28 protein-coding genes are annotated in these 26,434 nt (G+C 33.1%); 18 read left to right on the top strand and 10 right to left on the bottom strand.

Annotated elements, in window-relative coordinates; genetic code table 11:
• Positions 1–617: 617 nt before the first annotated feature.
• Positions 618–1,385 carry a Kdo domain containing protein gene (locus J7574_RS15040; protein ID WP_290970090.1) on the top strand — a complete coding sequence of 256 codons (768 nt, stop codon included), beginning with the start codon at positions 618–620 and terminating at the stop codon, positions 1,383–1,385.
• Between the two features lie 35 nt (positions 1,386–1,420).
• Here the strand turns inward: J7574_RS15040 and J7574_RS15035 are convergent, their stop codons facing one another.
• Positions 1,421–2,488 carry a glycosyltransferase family 9 protein gene (locus J7574_RS15035; RefSeq protein WP_290970088.1) on the bottom strand — a complete coding sequence of 356 codons (1,068 nt, stop codon included), beginning with the start codon at positions 2,486–2,488 and terminating at the stop codon, positions 1,421–1,423.
• Positions 2,489–2,549: 61 nt separating this feature from the next.
• On the bottom strand, positions 2,550–3,299 hold the full coding sequence (locus J7574_RS15030; RefSeq protein ID WP_290970084.1) for a glycosyltransferase: 750 nt from the start codon (positions 3,297–3,299) through the stop codon (positions 2,550–2,552).
• 61 nt (positions 3,300–3,360) lie between these two features.
• Between J7574_RS15030 and J7574_RS15025 the strand changes: the two genes are divergently transcribed.
• Positions 3,361–4,086, top strand: coding sequence for a polysaccharide deacetylase family protein (locus J7574_RS15025; RefSeq protein ID WP_290970081.1), 726 nt, complete (start codon positions 3,361–3,363; stop codon positions 4,084–4,086).
• On the opposite strand, the gene J7574_RS15020 is transcribed toward J7574_RS15025, so the two are convergent.
• Positions 4,078–4,827 carry a glycosyltransferase family 2 protein gene (locus tag J7574_RS15020; RefSeq protein ID WP_290970078.1) on the bottom strand — a complete coding sequence of 250 codons (750 nt, stop codon included), beginning with the start codon at positions 4,825–4,827 and terminating at the stop codon, positions 4,078–4,080. The genes J7574_RS15025 and J7574_RS15020 overlap by 9 nt on opposite strands.
• Before the next feature lie 164 nt (positions 4,828–4,991).
• Entirely contained in the window at positions 4,992–5,807 is an 816-nt protein-coding gene (locus J7574_RS15015; RefSeq protein ID WP_290970076.1) for a 2,3,4,5-tetrahydropyridine-2,6-dicarboxylate N-succinyltransferase, read from the bottom strand.
• Between the two features lie 258 nt (positions 5,808–6,065).
• On the opposite strand from J7574_RS15015, the gene J7574_RS15010 reads away from it, so the two are divergent.
• The 5 genes from J7574_RS15010 (at position 6,066) to J7574_RS14990 (ending at position 9,416) form a co-directional block, all read left to right on the top strand.
• The gene (locus J7574_RS15010) at positions 6,066–6,698 is read left to right on the top strand and encodes a PAS domain-containing protein (protein WP_008462642.1); all 633 of its coding nucleotides are present in this window, start codon (positions 6,066–6,068) and stop codon (positions 6,696–6,698) included.
• Positions 6,699–6,834: 136 nt separating this feature from the next.
• Positions 6,835–7,068: a hypothetical protein gene (locus J7574_RS15005; protein ID WP_290970070.1), complete on the top strand. Its 234-nt coding sequence runs from the start codon at positions 6,835–6,837 to the stop codon at positions 7,066–7,068.
• Positions 7,058–7,339: a type II toxin-antitoxin system RelE/ParE family toxin gene (locus J7574_RS15000; protein WP_290970066.1), complete on the top strand. Its 282-nt coding sequence runs from the start codon at positions 7,058–7,060 to the stop codon at positions 7,337–7,339. Before J7574_RS15005 ends, J7574_RS15000 begins: the two co-directional genes overlap by 11 nt.
• A 43-nt stretch (positions 7,340–7,382) precedes the next feature.
• Entirely contained in the window at positions 7,383–7,796 is a 414-nt protein-coding gene (gene ruvX, locus J7574_RS14995) for a Holliday junction resolvase RuvX (protein ID WP_290970064.1), read from the top strand.
• Positions 7,797–7,922: 126 nt separating this feature from the next.
• Positions 7,923–9,416, top strand: coding sequence for a malate:quinone oxidoreductase (locus J7574_RS14990; RefSeq protein WP_290970061.1), 1,494 nt, complete (start codon positions 7,923–7,925; stop codon positions 9,414–9,416).
• Between the two features lie 34 nt (positions 9,417–9,450).
• On the opposite strand, the gene J7574_RS14985 is transcribed toward J7574_RS14990, so the two are convergent.
• A complete protein-coding gene (locus tag J7574_RS14985) occupies positions 9,451–11,673 on the bottom strand; it encodes an FUSC family membrane protein (protein ID WP_290970058.1) in 2,223 nt (740 codons plus the stop codon).
• Positions 11,674–11,873: 200 nt separating this feature from the next.
• On the opposite strand from J7574_RS14985, the gene def reads away from it, so the two are divergent.
• The 3 genes from def to mazG all read left to right on the top strand — a co-directional run bounded on the left by def (position 11,874) and on the right by mazG (position 13,880).
• A complete protein-coding gene (def, locus tag J7574_RS14980) occupies positions 11,874–12,464 on the top strand; it encodes a peptide deformylase (RefSeq protein WP_008462650.1) in 591 nt (196 codons plus the stop codon).
• Positions 12,465–12,524: 60 nt separating this feature from the next.
• The gene (locus tag J7574_RS14975; RefSeq protein WP_290970055.1) at positions 12,525–13,010 is read left to right on the top strand and encodes a DUF5606 domain-containing protein; all 486 of its coding nucleotides are present in this window, start codon (positions 12,525–12,527) and stop codon (positions 13,008–13,010) included.
• Between the two features lie 99 nt (positions 13,011–13,109).
• A complete protein-coding gene (gene mazG, locus J7574_RS14970; RefSeq protein WP_290970053.1) occupies positions 13,110–13,880 on the top strand; it encodes a nucleoside triphosphate pyrophosphohydrolase in 771 nt (256 codons plus the stop codon).
• Here mazG and J7574_RS14965 read toward each other — a convergent pair.
• Positions 13,877–14,560: a Crp/Fnr family transcriptional regulator gene (locus J7574_RS14965; RefSeq protein WP_290970051.1), complete on the bottom strand. Its 684-nt coding sequence runs from the start codon at positions 14,558–14,560 to the stop codon at positions 13,877–13,879. The two genes, mazG and J7574_RS14965, sit on opposite strands and share 4 nt — an antisense overlap.
• 202 nt (positions 14,561–14,762) lie before the next feature.
• Here J7574_RS14965 and J7574_RS14960 point away from each other — a divergent pair, with 202 nt between their 5' ends.
• From J7574_RS14960 to J7574_RS14925, 8 genes are all read left to right on the top strand, one after another.
• Positions 14,763–17,156 (top strand): heavy metal translocating P-type ATPase metal-binding domain-containing protein, encoded by a 2,394-nt coding sequence (locus J7574_RS14960; protein WP_290970049.1) that lies wholly within the window; start codon positions 14,763–14,765, stop codon positions 17,154–17,156.
• Positions 17,157–17,265: 109 nt separating this feature from the next.
• Entirely contained in the window at positions 17,266–17,457 is a 192-nt protein-coding gene (gene ccoS, locus J7574_RS14955; protein ID WP_008462657.1) for a cbb3-type cytochrome oxidase assembly protein CcoS, read from the top strand.
• A 2-nt stretch (positions 17,458–17,459) separates the two neighbouring features.
• Positions 17,460–19,646, top strand: a complete 2,187-nt coding sequence (ccoN, locus tag J7574_RS14950; RefSeq protein ID WP_290970046.1) for a cytochrome-c oxidase, cbb3-type subunit I — start codon at positions 17,460–17,462, stop codon at positions 19,644–19,646.
• A 7-nt stretch (positions 19,647–19,653) separates the two neighbouring features.
• Entirely contained in the window at positions 19,654–19,848 is a 195-nt protein-coding gene (locus J7574_RS14945; protein ID WP_290970044.1) for a CcoQ/FixQ family Cbb3-type cytochrome c oxidase assembly chaperone, read from the top strand.
• Between the two features lie 2 nt (positions 19,849–19,850).
• Positions 19,851–20,789 carry a cbb3-type cytochrome c oxidase N-terminal domain-containing protein gene (locus tag J7574_RS14940; protein ID WP_290970042.1) on the top strand — a complete coding sequence of 313 codons (939 nt, stop codon included), beginning with the start codon at positions 19,851–19,853 and terminating at the stop codon, positions 20,787–20,789.
• A gap of 10 nt (positions 20,790–20,799) precedes the next feature.
• Positions 20,800–22,218 carry a cytochrome c oxidase accessory protein CcoG gene (gene ccoG, locus J7574_RS14935; protein ID WP_290970040.1) on the top strand — a complete coding sequence of 473 codons (1,419 nt, stop codon included), beginning with the start codon at positions 20,800–20,802 and terminating at the stop codon, positions 22,216–22,218.
• A gap of 12 nt (positions 22,219–22,230) precedes the next feature.
• Positions 22,231–22,680, top strand: coding sequence for a FixH family protein (locus J7574_RS14930; protein WP_290970038.1), 450 nt, complete (start codon positions 22,231–22,233; stop codon positions 22,678–22,680).
• 7 nt (positions 22,681–22,687) lie between these two features.
• Positions 22,688–23,389: a sulfite exporter TauE/SafE family protein gene (locus J7574_RS14925; protein ID WP_290970035.1), complete on the top strand. Its 702-nt coding sequence runs from the start codon at positions 22,688–22,690 to the stop codon at positions 23,387–23,389.
• A 20-nt stretch (positions 23,390–23,409) separates the two neighbouring features.
• Here J7574_RS14925 and hemN read toward each other — a convergent pair whose 3' ends face one another.
• From hemN to J7574_RS14905, 4 genes are all read right to left on the bottom strand, one after another.
• Entirely contained in the window at positions 23,410–24,774 is a 1,365-nt protein-coding gene (gene hemN, locus J7574_RS14920) for an oxygen-independent coproporphyrinogen III oxidase (RefSeq protein ID WP_290970033.1), read from the bottom strand.
• 119 nt (positions 24,775–24,893) lie between these two features.
• Positions 24,894–25,370 (bottom strand): hypothetical protein, encoded by a 477-nt coding sequence (locus J7574_RS14915; protein ID WP_290970031.1) that lies wholly within the window; start codon positions 25,368–25,370, stop codon positions 24,894–24,896.
• Positions 25,371–25,474: 104 nt separating this feature from the next.
• Positions 25,475–25,822, bottom strand: coding sequence for a hypothetical protein (locus J7574_RS14910; RefSeq protein ID WP_290970029.1), 348 nt, complete (start codon positions 25,820–25,822; stop codon positions 25,475–25,477).
• A 96-nt stretch (positions 25,823–25,918) separates the two neighbouring features.
• On the bottom strand, positions 25,919–26,341 hold the full coding sequence (locus J7574_RS14905) for a DoxX family protein (RefSeq protein ID WP_290970027.1): 423 nt from the start codon (positions 26,339–26,341) through the stop codon (positions 25,919–25,921).
• Positions 26,342–26,434: the final 93 nt, after the last annotated feature.

The following is a 26,434-nucleotide window of genomic DNA, read 5'->3' as shown; positions in this document are numbered from 1 at the left end:
AGTCTTAGATCATATATATGTATTTTTGTAGTTTGTGAAAAATCATAAACGAATTTTTACAAAGTAGCTTATAAATATTTCCGAATTCAAAAACAAAACGTTATTGTAGGTCTGCTAATACTTGATTTCTCTGCTTATAAGAATGTTTTATATTTTTTAGGTTATAAAAAATCCCTTTTTTGATCTTTTTTGGTAGTATAAATTGAACGAACTTGAATTATTTTACTTTAAGAAAATCATACTTTAACTGCCTAAAATTCTGATTATCAAAAAATAATGCATGTAGTTTTTTTGAAAAATTAAGTGCTATCTAATACGTTTCTTTAAGATGGAGATTTTTTTTATTTAGATTAAACCTTTTTGTTTTTTTGGTGTCTAAAGAAACATATCACTGATTTCAATTTGTTTTATCTTGAAGTAATATAAATGTAAATTGCCCGTTTTTCATTTGAGAAATGCGTGTTTTTTAAGAAATTATGTGTTTTGGAAAGTTAAAAAGAAACAAAAACATTACGACAAATTAATGCATGATTACAATTTGGTTAATATGAAAAGGTCATATTAATTTGAAGTGTAGTATTCTATATGTATTTTTGTCTTTTATAAAAAAATCATAAATGAATTTTAGAGTAAATCCTATTTTTATCGACGCTATCTCATCTATTCTTACTATTACTAGAAATTTTACTGTTTCAGGAGTTATTTTTGGTAATGGACAACGTAATATAATTAAGTTGTTTGATCTTGATGGTAGAACGGTTAACATTAAATCATTTAAGATTCCTAATTTAATGAACAAAGTAGTTTATAAGTATTTCCGAAAATCAAAAGCGGAACGTTCTTATGAGTATGCTACAATTTTGCTAAGTAAAGGTATTGGAACTCCTGAGCCAATCGCATTTGTTGAGAATTTTAATGCATTGGGTTTAAAGGATAGTTATTATGTAAGTGAACATTTGGTGACAGAATTGACTTATAGAGAGTTAATACTAATTCCTGATTATCCAGATGGGGAGAATATTTTAAGACAATTTACCAGATTTTCTTTTGATCTTCATGAAAAAGGAATTGAGTTTCTGGATCATTCTCCAGGGAATACTTTGATTAAAAAGGTTTCACATGATAAATATGAATTCTTTTTAGTTGATTTAAACCGAATGCAATTTCATGAAAGCATGAATTTTGAACAAAGAATGCATAACTTAAGAAGATTAACGCCTCATAAAGAAATGATCGCAGTAATGAGTAATGAGTATGCTAAGTTATATACTGATAAAACAGAAGCTGAAATTTTTGAAAGAATGTGGCAGCTAACTTGTGATTTTCAAGAGAAATTTGCCAGAAAGCAAAGACTTAAAAAGAAATTAAAATTCTGGAAAAAATAATAAAACTTTGCCTTTGCTTTTATATAAATAGTGGATTATAAATGCTCGTTTAAAAAGAATGAGATTTGATCTTTGAACAAATCAGGAGTAAATTTAGTGTACAATTGAAGGGTGTTTGGTTTTATTTCTTTGTCTGCTAATTCGCTAAATAACTCTGGTTTGAAGTCATTCAAATGCACAGAAAGATTTTGTTTGCCATCTTCAAAAGTTGCCCAATCATTTTTGTCAACATGAGGTGAGAAAATAATAAACGAAGGCTTGTTAAGTGCTTTTGCCATATTTATTGCGCCTCCATCATTTCCGATAATAACGTCGCATAAGTCCATTATAGCAATAAATGAACTTAAAGTATCGGCTAATAAATCAAAATGTATTTTTTCTTTAGTTGCTGCTGAACAAAGATCATAGATTTTTTGAGCGTCTTCTATTTGGCTTGGAAAGTAATTGAACAAAATAGTAGCCTCACTGTTTTGGCCAATATATTCTACTACTTCGGCCATATTTTCTAAAGGGTATGTTTTTATCTTTTCACTTCCCAAAAGACTAATCATTACAATTTTCTTGTTTCTATCTACATGGTGCTTTTCAAATAAGGCTAAAGCTTTTTGATTTTCTTTAGGATCGACATATAATTTTGGATAAGGATTAATCGCATCATTGCCCAGTTTTAAAGGTTGCAACAACAAAAGTCGATTATCGATTGCTTGTCCGAATTTTGTTTTAGTTTCTTTTGATAATCTTGGAAGGTTGTGATTGTAAAATAGTGAAGAATACCATTTGTAGTAAGATATTTTTGTAGTCGCGCCCGAAAATAATGTGATTAGATTCGTTTCTAATTTACCATAAACATCAATTAATACATCATATTTTTTAGATCGGATTTCGAAAAAGAACTTAAATAATGACAAATAAGATTTGCGTACCTCATTTGGCAATAATATTATAGAGTCAATATTTGGATTGCCAATCAAAACATCTTTACAGTTAGGATAGCACATGAAATCTATAGTAGAGTCTGGGTATGCTTTTTTTATACTATTGCAAAGAATAGAACTTAGTAAAACATCTCCAATTCTTTTTTGCTGTATAATTAATATTTTCATCTTAAATTCAATTTGTATACTTGTAAACTTTCGTTTTTTTTGCTTTTTTAATTCGAATAAATCAATCCATATTACGGTACAATAGCCATAAAATTAAATAACGTTTTAAAATAGAAAAAGCACATATATAAGCTAAAATAAATCCTTCACGGCCATTTAGAAAACCTAACTTTAGAAAGAACTGACTGAAAAAAACGTAAAAGGGTTTTATAAAAAAATGATAAATATTTGGTTTCTTATTTTTCTTAAACAAAACTTGAGCTTCTTCTTTTCGAATCATATTTAGCCTGTTGCTAAAATCATCAAAGTTTTTATAAGCAAAAGAGGCTATTTTATTTTTGAAAATCTTTCGTCTTTTAAATAAACTTGTATCAACACTTTTGGAGTAAGAATGTCTTGTTTTGTCAAAAAGCAAAAGCTTCTTTCTGTTTAAAAAGACACCATATTTTATTGTTTTTCCAAAGAAAAATAAAGTTTGCCCAGAATAATAGCTTGAAGCGGTTTTTGGTTTAGAAATTCCAGAACTTATTTCATTTATAAGTTCCTGAGAAAGATGATCTGTGCAACTAACTAATAGAATCCAATTGTTTTTTGTGGACTCAATTGCTAATTTTATGCAATCATCTTGGAAGTTGTTATTTTGCTGAATGATTTTTGCTCCTAACTCCTGCGCAATTTCAACACTTTTATCTGTACTGTTATTGTTAATTAGGATGATTTCCTCGGCAAATGATAAATTCTCTAAATGTTTTTTTAAGTAGGTCTCATCATTATAACAAAGAGAGATTACGCTTATATTCTTGCCAGACACGATTCTATTTTTTTCCCAAAAATAATCTTAAAAAGTATAACTTTGCTAAAAATTATTTAAAATGTCGAAACTGCCAATTTTAATGTATCACAATATATGTGAATCTGATGCGGATTGTAATAAATTGACAGTTTCAATACAAAATTTAGAACGCCAATTTCAATATTTAAGCGATAATAATTTTAAAACATTTCATTTTTCTGATTTAGAAAAAATGAAAACAATTCCTAAAAAAAGCATCCTGTTAACCTTTGATGATGTTACAGAAAATCAATTAATTTATGCTTTGCCTTTATTGGAGAAGTTTAAATTAAAAGCTAGTTTTTTCATCCCTTTTCAATATATCGGAAAAACAGATTCGTGGAATGAAGGTAGTGGGGAATTGGCGCAAAAAATCATGACAATTGAACAATTAAAACAATTGCCGGCAGACATAATCGAACTTGGGTATCATTCTTATGCGCATAATAAATATCAGACATTAAATTCTTCACAGATTGCAGATGATTTCATGAAGTGTGAGTCTGAAATTGAAAAGCATAACCTCAAAGTATATCCTGCGCTTGCTTATCCTTATGGAAATTATCCTAAAGAAGTTGTCGCAAAAGCAAATTTTAAGCAACAACTTGTTGAAAATAAAATGAAATTTGGATTAAAAATAGGTAATCGACCTAATACTTTTCCGTTTAAAGATGATTATGAAGTTAAACGAATTGATATTAAAGGATTGGATAGTTTAATGGTTTTTAAACTAAAAATCAAATTTGGAAAATTAAAATTATTCTAATTTTTTTTCAATCAATACCATTTTGGCATACCTAGAAAAAACACCATATGCATCGATTGATGCTGCTGCTAATCCAGGAACTCCGTCCAAATAGACTCTTTTTATGAAATAAGTGTGGAAAAAACGATAAAATGGTTTAAAGAATAAAAGGCCAAGAGTTGCTTTTTTACCTTTTTCGGATGACATTTTTGCCTGAAACCAAGCATATTTGTCTTTTTTGCATATAAAATTAAACAACCCCTTGTAAGTAAGATGTATCATGTAGTTTTTTAGTACAGGAGGTTTTGATTTTAATACTAACTTTTCGTGAACTTCATTTACAAAACGAATGTTTTCATTTTTTATCAAACGAGTCACTTTATCCGTATAATGGAATAAAAAACGATCCATAAAAAAATGAGGAAACCAAATTCTGTACGCATCAGATTTATTTGATTTAATGCTTTCAAGGATTTCATTCTTAAGTTCTTCAGAAACTCTTTCATCAGCATCAAGAAAAAGGATCCAATCTCCACTTGCTTCTTTAACGGCATGATTTCTTTGATTGCTATAGTTGTCAAATTTTCTAAAAATAAGTTTTGCTTCCAGATTAGAAACAATTTCTACAGTTGAGTCTGTGCTATACGAATCTAAAACAATTATTTCATCAGCAAATGCAACAGATTTGATGGCATTAGCGATGTGTAATTCTTCATTATAAGTTAATATAATCACCGATAGTTTTTGATCTTCTTTAAGCATAAACTGTAGTATTAATCAAATTTTTTTCCTTTTTGTTTTGTAAGCAAATACCATGCTCCAAAAGTTTTACAATATTATGTTTTTTTTTGATGTGGTATAAAAAAAATCCAGATTCCAATGTTAAGAAATTGGAATCTGGATTTTTAATTATTTCTGTTTAAATATTATACTGCTACGTCGTATTCGCGAAGCGCATTATTTAAAGAAGTTTTTAAATCTGTAGATGGTTTACGAGTTCCAATAATTAATGCACAAGGAACTTGGTATTCTCCAGCTGCAAATTTCTTAGTATAGCTTCCAGGAATAACCACAGAACGTGCAGGCACATAACCTTTCATTTCAACTGGCTCATCACCTGTAACATCGATAATTTTTGTAGAGGCAGTCAAACATACGTTAGCTCCAAGAACTGCTTCTTTACCAACATGAACACCTTCAACAACAATACAGCGAGAACCAATAAAAGCACCATCTTCAATAATAACTGGAGCAGCTTGTAATGGCTCAAGTACACCTCCAATACCAACACCACCGCTTAAGTGTACGTTTTTACCAATTTGAGCACAGCTTCCTACAGTTGCCCAAGTGTCAACCATTGTTCCTTCGTCTACATAAGCACCAATGTTTACGTAACTTGGCATTAAGATTACACCGCTTGAAATGTAAGCGCCGTAACGAGCAACAGCATTTGGTACTACACGGATTCCTTTTTCAGCATAATTTCTTTTTAGCAACATTTTATCGTGGTATTCAAAAATACCATATTCCCATGTTTCCATTTTTTGAATTGGGAAATACATCACAACCGCTTTCTTAACCCATTCGTTTACCTGCCATTTGTCACCAACTGGTTCCGCAACACGTAATTTTCCTGCGTCTACCAATTCGATTACTTCTCTAATGGCTTCTGTAGTTGTTGTTTCTTGCAATAAAGCTCTGTTTTCCCAAGCTTGTTCAATTATAGTCTGTAAAGAATTCATACGTTTAATTTTTTGGCAAAGATAACGTATTTGTAGAAATGCAAAAAAGCAAAACAGCTTGAAAATGTTACAGATTTAACTTTTTGTTTCTTATTTGTAAAAGAAATGCTTCCTGTTGCTTTTTGGAAGTAAATAACCTCTAAAAGTTTTTTTTATGTCAAAATATGACAAAAGTCAGGCTTTCTCTTTTTTCTTCACTTTAATTTCGCAGTGTTGATCAACATTCCATTCCATAAATAATCATATAAGCAGTAAAATATGAATCAAGAAAATCACCTTCAAAACAGAGTAATCATTGACAAAGAAGTAAGCTGGGATAAAACTCAGGTTATTATGAGTAAAACAAACGCTTATGGCATTATAGAATATGCCAACGAAGTTTTTGTAGACGTTTGCGGTTACGAAGACTATGAGTTAATGGGCCAGCCTCATAATATTATACGTCACCCAGATATGCCAAAAGTTATTTTTAAAGTGCTTTGGGAAAATCTTAAAAACGGTAAAAACTTTCATGCCATTGTAAAAAATCTTGCCAAGTCTGGAAGATACTATTGGGTAATTACAGATTTTGAAATCGCCCGTGACGAAAACGACGTTATTGTAAATTATTTCGGAAGAAGACAAGCCGTACCGCAAGAAGTAATTGCGATGCATATTGAACCTTTATATAAAAAACTGCTGCAGATCGAAGCTGCAAGCGGAGTTGAGTTTAGCGAAAAGTACTTAATCGGTTTCTTAGAAGAGAAGAAAAGAACCTATGTTGAATATATTAAGGAGTTGATTTACGAACACGAAAAATCACAATCTAAGTTTGCTAATTACAGCGAAGAAGAAGATGCAGGAGAAGAGGAAGAGCATAGAGGTTTTTTCAGCAGATTGTTCGGAAGATAAATTGAGTTATTTTTTAGGTTTGAATATTTGGATAAAGTCCGCCTTGATTGTTTTCAGGGCGGATTTTTGTTTTAAGTTTAATTTAAAAAACATGAATTTAAAAAGGTTTATATTTGTACTGTAAAATGAAAGTATTATGGAAGCGATTAGATTAGAATTTCAACCGGAAATCAGAGAAAAAGTTCTTAAGTTATTAAGTGAATTTTCTCCTAGTGAATTGACAATTATTGAAGAAGGTTCTGATTTTGAAAATGATAAAAGAAAAGTACATGCAGCTTATGCTAAATTGAAAAGTGGTAATGAAAAGCTATATTCAGTAGATGAAGTAGATTCAATTTTAGACAATACATTTTCGGAATATGACAATTAAAATTTCGAATGAATTTTTGGAATTATTAAAAGAACAAGTTCATTATATTTATAAAGATAAACCTAGAGCAGCGCTAAAGTTTAGGAAAGATTTGCTTAGAAATATTAAAAAAGATTTAATACATCCTTTTCTCTTTAAAAAATCGATATATTTTGATAATGAGAATATTAGGGATTATGTTTTTAAAGGTTACGTTTCTGTTTATGAGGTTGATATCGATAAAAATATTGTTTTCGTTTTCAGTTTTATAAAATATAGAGACTCTTTTTAAGATTATAATTTTACTTTCTAACCTTGTATAAAAACTTCAAGCCATGCCAAGAATCCTTTCAATAGATTACGGACAAAAACGCACCGGAATTGCTGTTACAGACGAAATGCAAATTATTGCTTCGGGTTTAACAACGATTCCAACACATACTTTGATTGACTTTTTGAAAGACTATTTTTCTAAAGAAAAAGTCGAAGCGGTTTTGATTGGCGAACCAAAACAGATGAACGGTCTTCCATCTGAAAGTGCTTCTGTAATTAATGGTTTTGTAACTCATTTTTCGAACATCTTTCCAGACATGAAAGTGGTTCGAGTTGATGAGCGTTTTACATCAAAAATGGCGTTTCAAACGATGATCGACAGTGGGTTAAATAAAAAGCAGCGTCAGAACAAAGGATTAATAGACGAAATTTCTGCTACAATTCTGCTTCAAGATTATCTTTCCGCAAAAAAATAACGCTGTTCGTCGTATTTTTTATTTATAATTTAATGGTTTTTAGAAAATCCTAACTTTTATCATCCAAAAATTAGTTTTTTTTTGCAATTAAAAAAGTACCTTTGCACTTTAAATAAAAATACTGTTATGCCTGACGAAACCATACGTTCAAATAGTGATGTAGTACTCATTGGCGCTGGAATAATGAGTGCCACTCTCGGAGTAATTTTGAAAGAATTACAACCAGATTTAAAAATTGAAATTTATGAAAGATTGGATGTTGCCGCTGCTGAAAGCTCTGATGCTTGGAATAATGCTGGAACGGGACACTCCGCTTTTTGTGAATTAAATTATACTCCAGAAAAGGCAGACGGAAGCATAGATCCTAAAAAAGCAATAAGCATTGCAGAATCATTCGAGATTTCTCGCCAGTTCTGGTCTTACTTAGTCCAGCAAAACAAAGTGCCGTCTCCGGATAATTTTATTAAAAGCGTGCCTCATATGAGTTTTGTATGGGGAGATAAAAATGTAGATTATTTAAAAAAGAGATTTGAGGCGCTTCAAAGCAACCCAATTTTCTCTGATATGACTTTCAGTACCGATTTTGAGCAGCTTCAAAAATGGATGCCATTGGTAATGGAAGGAAGAAATGCTGATGAAAAATTAGCTGCAACACATATGGAAATTGGTACCGATGTTAATTTTGGTGCTTTAACAAGAAGTATGTTCAATTACTTAGAAAAACTAGACGGTGTTTCTTTGTTCTTTAATCACGAAGTTAAAAAACTAAGACAGCGCGAGGATAAATCTTGGAGAATTAAAATTAAAGATTTGTCTACAGGAAAAACTCGTAAAGCGTATACTAAATTTGTATTTATTGGTGCAGGAGGAGGTTCTCTGCCTTTGTTGGAAAAAGCCAATGTACCAGAAGGAAATGGTTATGGAGGTTTTCCAGTAAGCGGTCAATGGCTAAAATGTACAAATCCTGAAGTAATTGCTAAGCACCAAGCAAAAGTTTACGGGAAAGCTAGTGTTGGAGCTCCTCCAATGTCGGTTCCGCATATTGATACTCGTGTTATTGATGGCGAGAAAGCACTTCTTTTTGGTCCATTTGCAGGATTCTCGACTCGTTTCTTGAAAAATGGTTCTTATTTGGATTTGCCATTATCTATAAAGTCTAACAATCTTATTCCGATGTTGGCTGCAGGATATCACAATATTCCTTTAACGAAATATTTGATTGAGCAAGTTCGCCAGTCTCCAAAAGACAGAATGAAAGCGTTACGCGAATACCTTCCGACAGCACGTTCTAAAGACTGGAAATTAGAAAAAGCAGGTCAGCGTGTTCAAGTAATCAAAAAAGATGAAAAAGAAGGCGGAGTTCTAGAATTTGGTACAGAAGTAATCAATACGCATGATGGAACTTTAGCGGTTTTATTAGGTGCATCTCCAGGCGCTTCTACTGCCGTAGCAATTATGGTTGATTTAATTAGCAGATGTTTTACTCATCAAATTAAAACACCAGACTGGCAGGAAAAATTAAAAACAATGATTCCTTCTTATGGTCAGACGTTAAATGATAATCCAGAACTTTTAAAAGAACTGAGAAAACAAACAGCAGAAGTTTTAAAATTAAATTAAGCTTTTATTAGAATAAAAAACAAATCCAGATGAATTAATCTGGATTTGTTGCTTTTAAGTCGGTTGTGTTTTTTAGAATTTTTTCTGCTAGATTACTCATCCAAATCAATTGTTCAATCACCATTTGGGCTTCCTGCATTTTAGCTTGGCGTGTTTCTTTGTCCAAATCATCATCTTCAGCTAAGCGTGTAAAATGCTTTCGCTTTAATTCTTCAAACTGCAAAGTCACGTCTTCCTTTTCAAAAAATGTATCCTTTATAATCACTTCATTTCTTAAAACAGAAATAGAATGATCCAGATTGGCTAAAATAGTCTTGATAATATAATTAAAAGAATCCGATGCTGAAGTGGTTTGGTGCGATTGAATATATGTTGAAAGTGACGCTAAAGCAGATAATAAAGAGTGATTTAAAACTACCAATTTATTAACCAAAGGCATTGTTTTCTGTTTCGATTTAGGCTCCTGCATCATACGTTGAAAAGAAGTCATGAGGTTTCCTATTTCAACAAAGGCATTTTTTCGAGCCAAACGGTAAGAAGTTGGAACTTCTCCTTTTTTATTATAAAAATCGGCAATTTCTTTGAGGTAGTTTCGATTGGCGCGAATCGTATTTTCAATATGAATAGGCGTATTGATAAACTCCCAAGCAGGCCATAAAAACTGATTGGCAATAAAGGCCAAAATGGCTCCAGCAAGCGAATCTAAGATCCTGTATTGAATTACTTCGTTAATATCTGGCGTTAGAATTCCGTAAATAAACACCACATACATTGTAACAAATGTTGCACTTATCTTATAATTGATTTGGGTAAAAGAAATTCCTAAAAGCATGCATATGATAGAGAAAATACTCAGTGCGATATGATTCTGGATAACCGATACAATTCCGAAGGCTATAATTCCTCCCAAAACAGTTCCGAACATTCTATTGTAAGAACGTTCTTTAGTTAATCCATAACCAGGACGCATGATTACTACGATCGTCAGCAGAATCCAGTACACATTTTGAAAAGGAAGAACTTGTCCTAAAAAGAAACCAATCAAAATGGTAATGGTTAATCGTATCGAATGCCTAAAAATCGAAGAAGAATAGCTTAAATTCTCAATTAAAGTTCGAAGCGGATAATATTGTGGAGTTAAAAACTTTTCCAGCTCTTTGTCTTTATCTTTCAATTTGTAAGACTGCATGGCTAAAGAAAGCGCGCGCTGGATAGTTTTTATTTTTCCAACTTGATTTTTAGCATATTTCAGCATATTCGTCAGCATGAGAACGCCTTCTGCCGCTTCTTCTTTGCCGAGAGTTTTTTCGTAGTCAAAAATAGCAAATTCTAATGCATCCAGTTCGTTTTTCAAATCATGTTTATCTACATATGTGCTAATATGATTGACGTTTTTCGAAAGTTTTTTAAGAGTCGAAGCCAATTTGTAAGCAACATTCTGATACGTTCTTAAAACGTCAGGATGTTTGGCGAATTTTTCATGAAGTTTGCTATGGTCAAAAGAAGTGTATAGCGCCAATTCTTGAATTTCGACCAAAGTAATAAAAACCAAAAGCATTTTTCTGTTCTGGCTCGTAGTTCCAGAAGTATTCTGGTTTCCAATCAGCATTTTCCTTAAATCTTCATGAATAAGGTTTAATTCTACCTGTACCGCTAGCTGTTTTTCAATAATAGCTTTTCTATTGGCCTCCGGACTCCACAAATCACCTCTTAGTTTCAGGTATTTGGCAGTAAGTTTTATTCCTTCGGCAATTTGTAGTTCTACATATTTATACGGTTGTACAAAATGAAAGACAAGAGAAACTACTAAATATAGAATTCCTCCAATAAAAATAAAGCCTGAATATTCAAATGCTGCCCAACCTTCGTGCAAGTGCCCAAAAGACAGGGAAATCGATAACAAAGCAGAGAAAGATATTAAAGTTGCTCGCTGTCCGTAAACCGAAATCATGGAGCATAAAAACAGCAGAAAGCCTAAAAAAATGTAAAAAAGAAAAGGAAACGGATAAACGAGATTTACCAAAAGGTTAACTCCAGAAACAATAAAAGAAGCTGCGATTAACCCTTTTATTTTATGGCTAAGAGAACTCGGTATGTCGCTGGGATAAGTATAAAAAGCACCAAGCGCAATGGTGAAACCAATTTCAAAATGACCTAAAAAATTTAAAACTAAAACAGGAACAACAGAAGCAATAGTTACTTTAGAAGCATTGAGAAAGGAAGTACTGTTTGTAAATTTTGAAATCTTATCAATCATAAAGTCACGTTTACTAGCAAAGGTAAGAATTGTAAGAGTGATTTTGGCATAATTATGGATGAGATTTTTAAGAGCTTGTAAAAAATGCGATATAATAGATTATTAGAATCATTCTTGACTATTTTTTACTATTTTTGCCAGCTGAAATAGCAGAACTTTAATTCTGTTTTTCCAGCACATTAAAACATAAATAAAAACAAATGATTTTACCAATTGTAGGATACGGTGATCCTGTTTTAAGAAAAGTAGGGCAGGATATTACACCAGAATATCCAAATCTAAAAGAAACGATCGCAAATATGTACGAGACCATGTACAATGCGTATGGGGTTGGACTTGCAGCACCGCAGGTTGGACTACCAATTCGTTTGTTTGTTATCGATACAACGCCTTTTAGTGATGATGAGGATCTTCCTTCAGAGGAACAAAAAGATTTAAAAGGTTTCAAGAAGACTTTTATCAATGCTAAAATCGTTAAAGAAGAAGGAGAAGAGTGGGGATTTAATGAAGGTTGTTTAAGTATTCCTGATGTGCGTGAAGACGTTTACAGAAAACCAACGGTTACAATCGAATATTGTGAAGAAGATTTTGTTATGAAAACAGAAGTATTCGACGGATTAATCGCAAGAGTTATCCAACACGAATACGACCATATTGAAGGAATCTTATTTACCGATAAAATCTCATCTCTAAAAAAACGTTTAATCCAAAAGAAATTGAAAAATATTACTGAGGGAAAAACGTCTCAGGAATATAGAATGAAATTTTTTGCAGCTAAAAAAGCAAGATAAGTTTTCTGTATATTTAGAAACAAAAAATAAATAAAATTCTTAATACTAATTTTAATAAAAATGAATTTAACGAAAATTTTAGCCATTTCAGGAAAACCAGGTTTATACGAATTAAAAGTACAAACTCGTACAGGTTTTGTGGCGGAATCATTAATTGATGGGAAGAAGATTACTGTAAATCTAAAAAGCAATGTAAGTTTATTGTCTGAAATTTCGATTTATACTTATGAGGGTGAAAAACCGTTAACTGAAGTAATGCAGCAGATTGCCGTTAAAGAAAATAAAGGACAAGCTATCTCTCATAAAGAAGATAACGCTACTTTAGCAGCTTATTTCAAGCAAATTCTTCCAGATTACGATGAAGAAAGAGTTTATCCATCAGATATTAAAAAAGTATTAAACTGGTACAATACGCTTCAAGCAAAAGGTTTGGTTACAGATTTAGCTCCTGCTGCTGAAGAACCAAAAGAAGAAGCTCCAGTTGCTGAAGAAAAACCCAAAAAAGCTCCAGCGGCAAAAAAAGCAAAAGCTAAAAAAGAAGAATAGTAGTTTTTCTTTAATCATAAAATAATCCTGTTAAGATGTTTTCTTGGCAGGATTTTTTAATTTTACAGAATCGAGTTTAAATCAAAAGAAAACTTCAAGATGAGCAGAGAAAATCAGTTACAAGCATTCGAAAGATTATTAAATATCATGGATGAACTTCGTGAGCAATGTCCGTGGGATAAAAAACAAACCCTACAAACCTTAAGACATTTGACAATCGAAGAAACTTATGAGTTAGGAGATGCAATTTTGGACAATGATTTAAATGAAGTTAAAAAAGAATTGGGAGATTTACTGCTCCATATTGTTTTCTATGCTAAAATAGGCAGTGAAACCAATGATTTTGATATTGCTGATGTTTGTAATGAAATCTGTGAAAAACTGATTCACCGTCATCCTCATATTTATGGCGATGTGAAAGTTGAAAATGAAGAAGAAGTAAAACAGAATTGGGAAAAGCTGAAACTGAAAGAAGGTAAAAAATCGGTTCTAGAAGGAGTTCCAAGAAGTCTTCCGGCAATGGTGAAAGCAAGCCGAATTCAAGATAAAGTAAAAGGTGTTGGTTTTGACTGGGAAGAACCTTATCAGGTTTGGGATAAAGTACAAGAAGAGTTGCAAGAACTTCAAGATGAGGTAAAAACAGGAAATCAAGATAAAATTGAAGACGAGTTTGGAGACGTTTTGTTTTCTATGATTAACTATGCCAGATTCTTAAATGTAAACCCAGAAGATGCTTTAGAAAGAACCAATAAAAAATTCATTAAGCGTTTTCAGTATTTAGAAAGCAAAGCAAACGAATTAGGAAAACCATTAATGGATATGACACTTGCAGAAATGGATGTTTTTTGGAACGAAGCCAAAAAACTTTAGTTGTCAGCCAATTTTTTTAAAGCGCGAACGTCTTTAAGCATAATTTTTTTACCAACTAATTCTATTAATCCTAATTTATTAAAGTCAGATAATAGGCGGATGCAACTTTCTGTAGCTGTACCAATAATGCCGGCAAGCTCTTCTCTTGTTAGTTGCACCTGAAGGGTTTTGTCTGTGTCTTCGCCAAATTCGTCATGCAAATGAAGTAAAGTTTCTGCAAGTCGCTGTTTAACGGTTTTTTGAACTAAGGCAATTTTTTCGTTTTCAGATTCTTTTAAATCTTCGCATACAGACTGCATTAGGTTTAAAGAAAATTGATTGTTGGTATTAAAGAAATTGATGATTTCAGTTTTAGGAATAAAACAAACTTCCATGTCAGCAATAGCTTTTGCAGTCAAATTTGCCGGTTCGTTACTAATCATAGAGCGTTGTCCAAGAAGTTCGCCAGATTTTACCAATTTTACAATTTGATCCTTTCCGTTGGCACTTAATTTAGAAAGTTTGCCCACGCCGTCTTTTATACAAAAAACGCCATTGGTAACTTCACCTTCCTCAAAAATAGCTTCGCCTTTCTTGATCTTGTAAGAGGTTTTACTGCTGGCTAGTTTTATAACTTCTTCTTTGTTAAGGGCTTTTAATGAGCTTAGCTGGCGTACAATGCATTGATCACATTTATTCATGACAATATTTGTTTTGCTGCAAAAGTAAGGATATTTAAGCGTTTTGGGGGTTATTATATGGTAAAATTATAATAAATTAGGGTAAAACTTAATTAGGCTGTTTTATTTTATTAAATTAGAATTCAATTTCAATATTACATGACAATTATCATCTTAATAATTGTGCTTTAATTGGAAATTTGCGGCATATAAAAACAAGTTTATGAGGGAGCAAAGTTGTTTTCATTGTGGTTTGACTATTGAACAAAATGAAGAAATTGATTTTGATGATAAAAAGTTTTGTTGCACAGGCTGTAAAACAGTTTACGAAATTTTCAGCATCAACGACTTAACATCTTACTATGATTTTGAAAAGTCTCCAGGAGCCACGCCGCAAGACATCAAAGGAAAATATGATTTTCTGGAAAATGAATCCATACTTGCAAAAGTTTTAGAATTTCAGGAAGGAAATACCTCAATTGTTTCGCTAAGTATTCCTCATATCCATTGCAGTTCTTGCATCTGGATTTTGGAAAATCTAAATCGCCTTCAGCAGGGAATTAGCGTTTCTCAGGTTAATTTCCATGAAAAGAAAGTTAGAATCACCTTTAATTCTGACATCGTTTCTTTAAAAGAAATTGCTTACCTCTTAAGTTCAATAGGTTATGAACCTTATATCAGTTTAGAAAATTACGGAACAGCAAAAACAAAGGTTGACAGAAGCCTGACCTATAAATTGGGTGTCGCTTTTTTTTGTTTTGGAAACATTATGCTACTTTCATTTCCAGAATATTTCGAAATGAAAGAATTTTGGCTAGACAGTTACAAGCCATTTTTCAGATTGCTTATTTTTCTTTTAGCATTGCCAACTTTTTTATACTCAGCGAGTGGATATTATGTTTCTGCCTATCATAGTATTAGAACTCGAATGCTTAATATTGATATTCCGATTGCTTTAGGGATTATCGTGATGTTTATTCGCAGCACTTATGATATGTTGATGGATCACGGTCCAGGATTTTTTGACAGTTTGGCCAGTTTGATATTTTTTATGCTTCTTGGTAAAATGTTTCAAATCAAAACCTATAGTTTTTTAAGTTTCGAAAGAGATTTTAAATCCTATTTTCCGATTGCTGTTACGAAAATTAATAAGGACGCTTCTGAAGAAAATGTTGCAATTTACGATGTTTTAAAAGGAGATCGTTTACTGATTCGAAATCAAGAACTTATTCCTGTTGATGGAATTTTAATTAGCGAAAGCGCAGAGATCGATTATAGCTTCGTAACTGGTGAAGCAGTGCCAATTACTAAAAAATCTGGCGATAAGGTATTTGCTGGAGGAAAACAGATTGGAAAAGTGATTGAAATGGAAGTTTTGCATTCTGTTTCGCAGAGCTACTTAACCCAATTATGGAGTAATGAGATTTTTCAGAAAAAAGTAGATCAAAAACATAAAACGATAACAGATGCCATAAGCCGCTATTTTACACCAATTTTATTGCTGATCGCATTTGCTGGTTTTGGTTATTGGATTTTTATCGATGCTAATATTGCCTTTAATGTTTTTACAGCCGTATTGATTGTAGCTTGCCCTTGTGCACTGGCTCTAACGGCTCCGTTTACTTTTGGAAACATATTGCGAATTTTGGGTAAAAAGAAGTTTTACTTAAAAAATGCTATTGTAATCGAGCAGCTTGCCAAAGTTGATACGATTGTTTTTGATAAAACAGGAACGATTACAACAAATAAAAAATCGAACATTCTATATGAAGGAAATCCTTTGTTGGATTCTGATATCGTATTGATTAAGAATGTGCTGCGAGGATCAAATCATCCGTTGAGCCGAATGCTCTATGATTTTCTGCCAGAAACTAAACGTATTGCTATAGACGACTTTCAAGAAATTACGGGAAAAGGAATTCTGGTATCTGTTGATGGAAAAGAAGTTAAAATCGGTTCAGGGCAATTTGTAAATGATATAGTCGTAGATAGTTCGGAAATTGAAAAAACAGCTTTACATATTAAAGTAGGGGAGGTTTACCTTGGAAAGTATACTTTTCAAAACCAATATCGTGAAGGCTTAGAAAAGCTTTTTACGAATTTGAGTAAAGAGTATCAAATTAAAGTGCTTTCTGGTGATAATGATGGCGAAAGAGTAAATTTAGAAGCCATTCTGCCAAAAGGTACCGAGTTGATATTCAATCAAAAACCGGAACAAAAACTAGAATACATAAAGAAACTTCAAGAGAAAGGGCAAAATGTAATGATGGTTGGCGATGGACTCAATGATGCTGGAGCTTTGGCTCAAAGTAATGTTGGTATTTCAATCTCAGAAAATGTAAATGTCTTTTCTCCTGCATGCGACGCCATCCTAGATGCATCAGAGTTTTCAAATCTCAACTACTTTTTAAACCTTTCCCACAAAGCAATTTGGATAATTAAAATGAGCTTCGGATTGTCATTGCTTTATAACGTTGTCGGACTCGCATTTGCAGTGACCGGAAACCTGCTTCCGTTAGTGGCTGCAATCATTATGCCACTGAGCACAATTACTATTGTAAGCTTTGTAACGCTGATGTCTAACTATTTCAGCAACAGAAATTTAGAACGATTATAAGTAAAAGTATAAGATATTTTTTATAAATTTAACATGTCTTTTTGTTTATGATAATTATCATATTTTATGCGCCTTTAACGAATTAATTTTGTTAATATAAATTTAAGGTATGAGTGTTATTTATCTATTAATTTCAGTAAGTATTTTTGTGGCAATCTGTTTCTTTATTGCCTTTATCGTAGCTGTCAAATCTGGACAGTACGATGATGATTATACCCCTTCTGTCAGAATTCTTTTTGACGACGAAACAAAAATTAATTCCCAAAATAATAATTCACCAATCGAAGAAAAACAAGTATAATTATGGAAATGGAACAGTTTTATTACGACAACAAAATTGTAAAAAAATTCATTTACGCCACAATACTTTTTGGAGTTGTGGGTATGTTAGTGGGGCTTACCTTGGCGGTAATGTACCTTTTTCCCAACATAACAGATGGGATTTCGTGGCTTAGTTACGGCCGTTTGAGACCGTTACACACCAATGCGGTTATTTTTGCTTTTGTAGGGAACGCCTTTTTTGCCGGGATGTACTACTCGCTGCAAAGACTGCTAAAAGCCAGAATGTTTAGCGATTTTTTAAGTAATCTTCATTTCTGGGGGTGGCAGCTAATTATTGTAGCAGCCGCAATTACACTTCCTTTAGGTTATACTTCTTCTAAAGAATATGCAGAGTTAGAGTGGCCAATTGACATTGCAATTGCTTTAATTTGGGTGGTTATGGGTATTAATATGATTGGTACCATGTTACGCCGTAGAGAGCGTCACCTATATGTGGCAATCTGGTTTTACTTGGCAACATTTGTAACAGTAGCGGTGCTGCATATCTTTAATAATATCGAAATTCCAGTTTCGGGCTTAAAAAGTTATTCTGTTTATGCTGGTGTTCAAGATGCACTTGTACAATGGTGGTACGGGCATAATGCGGTGGCATTCTTCTTGACAACTCCTTTTTTGGGATTAATGTACTACTTCGTTCCAAAGATTGCAAACAGACCTGTTTACTCTTATAGATTATCTATTATACACTTTTGGTCTTTAATCTTTATCTATATCTGGGCAGGACCGCACCACTTATTGTATTCTGCTTTACCAAACTGGGCTCAGAATCTTGGGGTTGCATTCTCAGTAATGTTAATTGCGCCATCTTGGGGAGGTATGATCAATGGTCTTCTTACATTGAGAGGAGCTTGGGATAAAGTTCGTGAAGAACCGGTTTTAAAATTCTTCGTAGTAGCAATTACAGGTTACGGTATGGCAACATTTGAAGGTCCTATGTTATCTTTAAAAAATGTAAATGCTATTGCGCACTACACAGACTGGATCGTAGCACACGTACACGTAGGGGCTTTAGCTTGGAACGGTTTTATGTCATTTGGTATTATCTATTGGTTGATTCCAAGAATGACAAAATCAGAGTTGTTCTCTAAGAAATTGGCAAACTTCCATTTCTGGATTGGTACTTTAGGTATTATCGTATATACAATTCCTTTATATGTGGCAGGTTTCCAACAAGCTTCTATGTGGAAACAATTTAATCCAGACGGAACTTTAACGTATGGAAACTTCCTTGAAACGGTTACTGCTATTATGCCAATGTATTGGATGAGAGCTATCGGAGGTACATTGTACTTAGTGGGAATGCTGACATTGGTTTACAATATTATAATGACGGTTAAAGCGGGTAATACAATTGAAGATGAATTGGCTCAAGCTCCAGCTCTGCAAACCATAAAAAGCGGTAGATTAAGTGGAGAGAAATTTCACTCATGGTTAGAAAGAAAACCAATTCAGTTAACCATTTTAGCAACTATCGCAATTTTAATTGGAGGTATTATTCAGATCGTACCAACAATCATGGTAAAATCAAATATTCCAACTATTTCAAGTGTAAAACCATATACACCGTTAGAACTTGAAGGACGTGATTTATATATTAGAGAAGGTTGTGTTGGATGTCACTCCCAGTCAGTTCGCCCATTTAGAAGTGAGGTAGAGCGTTACGGAGTTCAGTCAAAAGCAGGTGAGTTTGTTTACGACCATCCATTCTTATGGGGATCAAAACGAACAGGACCAGACTTATTAAGAGTAGGTGGTAAGTATAATGACAATTGGCATTTTAACCACATGTGGAATCCGCAAAGTACATCTGCAGGATCAATTATGCCAGGTTACAAATGGCTGTTTGACAATAAACCAATGGATATTTCATTGACACAGAAAAAAATGCAAGCAATGATTTCATTAGGCGTGCCTTATTCTCCTGAAGATGTTGCAAACGCAGGTAAAACTTTAAGAGAACAGGCGGTTAAGATAGAGAAAAGCTTAGAGAGCGATCCTGATTTCGTGAAGAGTTATGAAGACAGCCGTAAAAAAGCTGCGGCAAAAGGTGAGAAATTCACTCCGATGAACGAAAGAGAAATTGTTGCTTTGATTGCATATATTCAAAGACTTGGTACTGATATTAAAGTAAAAGAAACTTCAAAATAACAGCATTATGTTCGAACAAATAAAACACAATATGGAAACAATATCGGGTATAGAAATTTACCCGATTATTTCCCTCTTAATTTTCTTCTTATTCTTTGTGGGATTAGGTATTTGGGTATTCTCTTATAGAAAAGAAAAAATTCAAGAAATGAGTAGTATACCTTTAGATGAAGGACTTATTATAACTTCAAAAGATAGATAAAAATGAAAAAGTTTTTCCCAGCATATGTTAGAGTACCATTGATTTTCTTCATCGTATTTGCTTTGATGGAATATTTTATAGACTCAGGCCATAAGCCAGCTTTTGTAAAATTCCCTATGGTTTCGCTCTTTTTATTTGTCTTTCTATTTATTCTGGTTGCCATCGAGATTACGCTTAGTGCTGTAAATCGAGTAATGTATCAGTTATTGACACCAGAAGAAAAAGCTCAAAAAGAACTTGAAGAAAGTTTAAGTCTAAAAGAAAGCGCTTGGTTTAAAAACCTAATGCATAAATTGACCAAAACAGAGCCAATTGAAAAAGAAGGCGATTTGTTGATGGATCATGATTATGACGGAATTAAAGAATTGGATAATAACTTACCGCCATGGTGGGTGTATTTATTCTATATCTGTATCATTTTCGGAGTAATCTATGTTGTTCGATATGATGTTTTAGGTGCTGATGATCAAGAAATGGAGTTGAAGAAAGAAATGGCTCAGGCAAAAATTGATGTAGAAGAATACATGAAAACTGCTCCAGATTTAATGGATGAAAAAACAGTTGTATTGCTTACAGATGAAGCAAGTTTAGCCGCAGGAAAAGAAATCTTTACAACAAACTGTGCGGCTTGTCACCGAGCAGATGCGGGAGGTCAGATCGGGCCAAACCTTACAGATGATAGATGGATTTTAGGAGGAGGAATTAAAAACCTGTTCCACACCATTACAAATGGAGGCCGAGACGGTAAGGGGATGATTGCCTGGAAAGGAACCCTTAAACCAAAAGAAATACAAAAAGTGGCAAGTTATATTCTGTCTTTACAAGGAAGTAACCCTAAAGATCCAAAAGAGCCAGAAGGAGAAGTTTGGGTAGACGATAGTGCTCCTAAAACCGATGCTGCCGCAGCAACCACAAAAGATACCACAGAAGTTAAAAAATAATTAGAATATCATGTCAAATTTACCAGACGAAGCTTTTAGAAATACCATTGGAACAATAGATGAAGGTGGTAAACGAAAATTTATATTTCCTAAAAAACCGTCTGGTAAATTTTATGATTATAGGAAAATTGTTAGCTATGTTTTGCTAGCAATTTTATTTATAAATCCGTTTATTAAAGTAAATGGGAACCAATTTATGATGTTCAATATTATGGAACGTCGTTTTAATATCTTTGGATTCCCTTTTTGGCCTCAGGATTTTTATCTCTTCGTAATTTCAATGCTTGTCGGCGTTGTATTTGTCATTTTATTTACGGTTGTTTTCGGAAGAATTTTTTGTGGCTGGATCTGTCCGCAGACTATTTTCCTCGAAATGGTTTTCCGCCGTATCGAATATGCGATTGATGGAGACCGCGGTTCTCAGAGTCGTTTAGCAAAACAAGAATGGAATGCGGAGAAAATTAGAAAACGAGTCTTAAAATGGACAATTTTCTTTTTAATCTCTTTTCTTATTGCCAATGTCTTTTTGGCTTATTTGGTGGGAAGCGACGCTTTGTTTTTGATGATTGAGCAAGGTCCAATTGCACAGGCTAGTAATTTTATCGCACTACTTATCTTTACAGGTGTTTTCTATTTTGTTTTTGTATGGTTTCGCGAGCAGGTTTGCATTATTGCTTGTCCGTACGGAAGATTGCAAGGTGTTCTTTTAGATAATAAATCGATTAACGTAGCGTACGATTTTGTTCGTGGTGAAAAAGAAGAAGGTCGAGCAAAATTCAATAAAAAAGAAGATAGAGCATTAACGGGAAAAGGAGATTGTATCGATTGTCTTCAATGCGTTCACGTTTGCCCTATGGGAATCGATATTCGAAACGGAACGCAACTGGAATGTACAAACTGTACTGCTTGTATTGACGAATGCGATCATATTATGGAATCGGTAGGATTGCCAAAAGGACTGATCCGTTATGCTTCTGAAGATGAAATTGCAAAAAAAGAGCCTTTCAAGTTTACAGCTAGAATGAAAGGTTATACAGCAGTTCTCTTTATTTTATTGAGTATTTTTGTGGGAATGCTATTTTTAAGAACTGATGTTCAGGCTGTTGTTTTACGTCTGCCTGGTCAGTTGTTCCAGCATAATGGAGAAAAAATCAGTAATGTTTATACGTATAAAATTGTAAACAAAACCATGAAAGATTATAACGATATACATTTCGAATTGATTGATCAGAAAGGAGAAATTAAAAACGTTGGAAAGAGACATTTTAAAATTGCTAAAGAAGGAATTTCTCAGGGAACCTTGTTTATCGAGATTGATGAGGTTTTATTGGAAAGTGATAAAACAAAAGTAAAAATAGGAGTTTACAATGGTTCTCAACTTTTAGAAACAACAACTACAAATTTCTTAGGACCACGAAGTTTTAATTAAAATAGAATTATCATGAAAATTAATTGGGGAACTGGAATAGTCATTGCATTCGCATTGTTTATGACATTTATTTTATATTTTGTTTTTGAAGTGCAATCAAATTCTAAATACGATAATGATTTGGTTGTAGAAGAATATTACAAACACGACACGCACTTTCAGGAAGAAATGGCGAGAATTCAAAACGCACACGATTTGCAGCATAAACCATCAATTAAATATACTCCAGAAGGCGTGGCGGTGATTTTTCCGGCAGGATTTGAAAGTGACAAAGTGAAAGGAAATATTCAATTGTACAGACCTTCAAACAAAAAATTTGATTTTAATACTCAAATCGCTTTAACCAATTCAGAAATCATTATTCCGCAGAAAAAATTATTAAAAGGACGTTGGGATGTGAATATGGAATGGCAATATGAAGGCAAAAAATACCTCACTAAAGAAGTTATTTACGTAAACTAAAAACACGATGTTATTCTCTGCTTTCTTTTTAGGTTTAATCAGTAGTCTGCACTGTGTTGGAATGTGTGGGCCAATTGCCATGATGCTTCCCGTAGACAGGCAAAACGAAGCCAAAAAGGCAACACAGATTATTACCTATCATTTCGGCCGATTAACAGCTTACGCTACAATCGGACTGATTTTCGGATTGTTAGGAAGAGGTTTTTTCTTGGCAGGATTACAGCAGAAAATGTCAATTATTATTGGTGTAATCATGATTATTGTGGTTTTAATTCCCGAAAAGAAATTTGCCCAATACAATTTTTCTAAACCTGTTTATAGAATTATTTCAAAAATTAAAACCAACCTTGGAAGCCAGTTTAAGAATAAAAGCTATAAATCTCTTTTTACAATTGGCCTTTTAAATGGTTTTTTGCCTTGCGGAATGGTGTATGTTGCCCTATTTGGAGCAATTGCAATGCAGAGTGCTAGTTATGGTATTCTTTACATGCTTTTATTCGGAATCGGAACAATTCCGTTAATGACCGTTGTGGTTTATGTCAATACTTTGTTGAGGTTGCCATTTCGAAATAAAATTCAAAAAGCAATTCCGTATGTAGCGGTTATAATTGGAATTTTATTTATCCTTAGAGGATTGGGATTAGGAATTCCTTATATTTCTCCTTCAAACATGAGCTTGTTTGTGCAGCAGACTCCAAACTGCCACTAAGAAAATATATTTAAAAGATTCTATACAGTCATCGAGAACAGATTTGTTTCCGGTGACTTTCTTTTTAGATGCAAATCAAAAGCCATGCAGATGTTACGAACAAAAGGTCTTCCTTCTTCCGTAATTTTTATTCTATTGTTTTCTATAACAATTAATTGATCGTTTTCAATTTCTTTTAATGCGATTAAAACTTCAGGAAGTTCAGCAAAATTAAGAGATTCTGCAGTCCAAGAAGTTTCCAGTTCGCAGGTTAAATTCAGAATGTGTTTTCTAATGATTAGATCTTCATTGCTTAAAATATGGCCTTTTACAACAGGAAGCTGGGCAGATTCTAGTATTTCATAATATTCGTCAAGGCTTTTGCTATTTTGTGCAAAACTGTACCAGCTGTCACTTATAGAAGAAACGCCAAGACCAATCATAACTTCTGTTTTAGAAGCGCTATAACCCATGAAGTTTCTATGCAGTTTTCCGTTATGAGCTGCTTTGTATAAACTGTCATCAGTTAAGGCAAAATGATCCATACCAATTTCATGATAACCGTTTTGAATAAGGAGCTTTTTGCCTATTTCGTATAGTTTTCTTTTTTCAGCATCTTTTGGAAGGTTCTCTTCATTAAAACCGCGCTGTCCATTTCCTTTGATCCAAGGCACGTGTGCATAGCTGTAAAATGCTAATCTGTCTGGTTTTAAAGAATTGGTTTTTTCAACCGTGTCAACTACATCTTCGATGGTTTGAAAAGGAAGACCAAAAATAATATCGTGCCCAATGGAAGTATAGCCAATTTCTTTTGCCCAAAAAGTTACTTTAGCAACATTATGAAATGGCTGAATTCTATTAATCGCTTTTTGAACTGTAGCGGAGTAATCTTGAACCCCAAAACTCACTCGGCGAAAGCCTAAATCGTATAATTTTTTAAGCTGTTCATAGGTAGTGTTGTTTGGATGTCCTTCAAAACTAAATTCGTGATTTTCTGCTTTTACAGCATGATCAAAAATTCCGTTTATAAGGTTTTCCAAGTTTTCTTTAGAAAAGAATGTTGGAGTTCCTCCGCCTAAATGTATTTCTTTAATTATTGGTTTTTCTGGCAATAAATCACAATACATGGCCCATTCTTTCAGAACTGCTCGAATATATTTTTCTTCGACCGAATGATTTTTGGTAATGCGTTTGTTGCATCCGCAGAAAGTGCACATGCTTTCGCAAAAAGGGAGATGGATATATAAACTGATTCCGTTTTTTGAATTGCTTTCAGAGAATGATTTTCTTAAAGTAGTAATCCATTTTTCTGCTGTAAAGTCAGCTTCATTCCAATATGGAACTGTCGGATAACTGGTATATCTTGGACCTGGGACATTGTATTTTTGAGTCAAAGAAATTTTCATAACGACGGATTTAGTTTACATCAAAATTAAAGCTTCATCTTAAGACAGAAAATGACAAATATCATGTGCCCTACAAAAAAAAGAGGCTCAATTTTGAGCCTCTTTAGTGAATTAAATAACTAACGTGATATAGAATCTTGGATGATTTTAAGCCATTTTTTCGCAAACTGATGATCTTGATAGACGCTAATCTGTTTGATGCGGTCATCATCAAAATCATAGAATGGAATTATTATTTTCTTAGAGGTTTCTTTTTCTTGAAATTCAAAATCAATTTTAACAATAGTGTCTGAGCCAGCATCTGTTGTTGGAATTAATTTGCATGAAGCAATTGTATTTAAATCGACATATATTGATTCCTGCTGATTGGGATTGAAGTTCATTACGATGAACTTTTTGTTTTTTTGATCAATTGTCAGCGTTTTATTATTGATCGATTCTGTCAAATCAAAATCTTCTGGATGATTAGGATTGAAGCGCTTTTTGATGTTTAAAATTCTTGATTTACTTGCTGCCGATGAACGTGCAGAAAAATAGATTGGGATAGCAACAATAATTAAAATCACAATACCCATTATTGTGGTTGTAGTTTCCATGATATTTTAATGAAATAAATAAATGATATGCGAAACAGTTTTCCATTTAGAAAACGGTTTAAATTGATGAAGAATAGATCTTCAGAACGAAATCAATTACTTATTTACCAGAAAAAATGGAAAGCGTAGAGTATGACCAAAACCTTTTTACTTTGAGTCGTAAAGATTTTAGTATACGATGTGATAGAGGTAACAGTTTGATGCTGTGGAATTAGCGGTAAAAGTGTATCAAAACATTTAATTATTCCGGTAGGATTTGTTTTGATGTTTGCCGCAAATTGATAGCTTCCCTGAGGCTGTATAAACGCAGACGAATCAGGAATGTCTTTACAGAAGTTGGTATCCGATTTTTCCGTTTCAATTACGTGTACAGGGGTTTGGTCTGCTTGATAAGCAAACAACCCTGCAAGCAAAAGCGTAATGAAAATAACGGTTTTACGAATCCAATTCATGTCGGCGAATTTAAGTCATAAAACCCAATTAAAGAAATTTTATAGAATTAATTAACAGTCAAAAAAAAGTCCTCAATAAAATGAGGACTTAAGAGGTTATTGTTGCATTTTAAAATAGTAATCTGCTGAGTGTTTACCGCTTCCATAAAACAGGAAGAATATGCAGACCAATAAAACGATTAAAGCTAAAGCTAGACTTTCTGAGTGCATTTTTCCCATAAAGTTAAAAATAACGGCCCCAAATAAAATTGGCAATTGAGCAGCGATCGCCCATCTGGTTAACAGTCCGAAAATAATCATTATACCACCAATCATGTGGGCAGGAGCAATGTAATGCAGCATAAACATGCCGCCGCCATACTTATCGATAGGCGAAATCAAATCATGCAGGTATTGAACATTGGTGACAAACGAGACACCTTTCATAAATAAAAATCCACCCAAAACAATACGTACTAAATCAACAGGTAAATAAGTGTGCGAATTCGCCCATTTATTCAAAATTTTTACATTTTCCATGATGTTGTGTGATTAAAAATTATGTACTAAGTTACTAATTTTTAATCAGATATTTATTTATAACGCCTTGAAAATAAGTTTTTTACTTTTTAT

Source organism: Flavobacterium sp. (assembly GCF_017744675.1).
Taxonomy (GTDB): Bacteria; Bacteroidota; Bacteroidia; order Flavobacteriales; family Flavobacteriaceae; genus Flavobacterium.
This window is presented reverse-complemented; position numbering and strand designations above follow the sequence as displayed.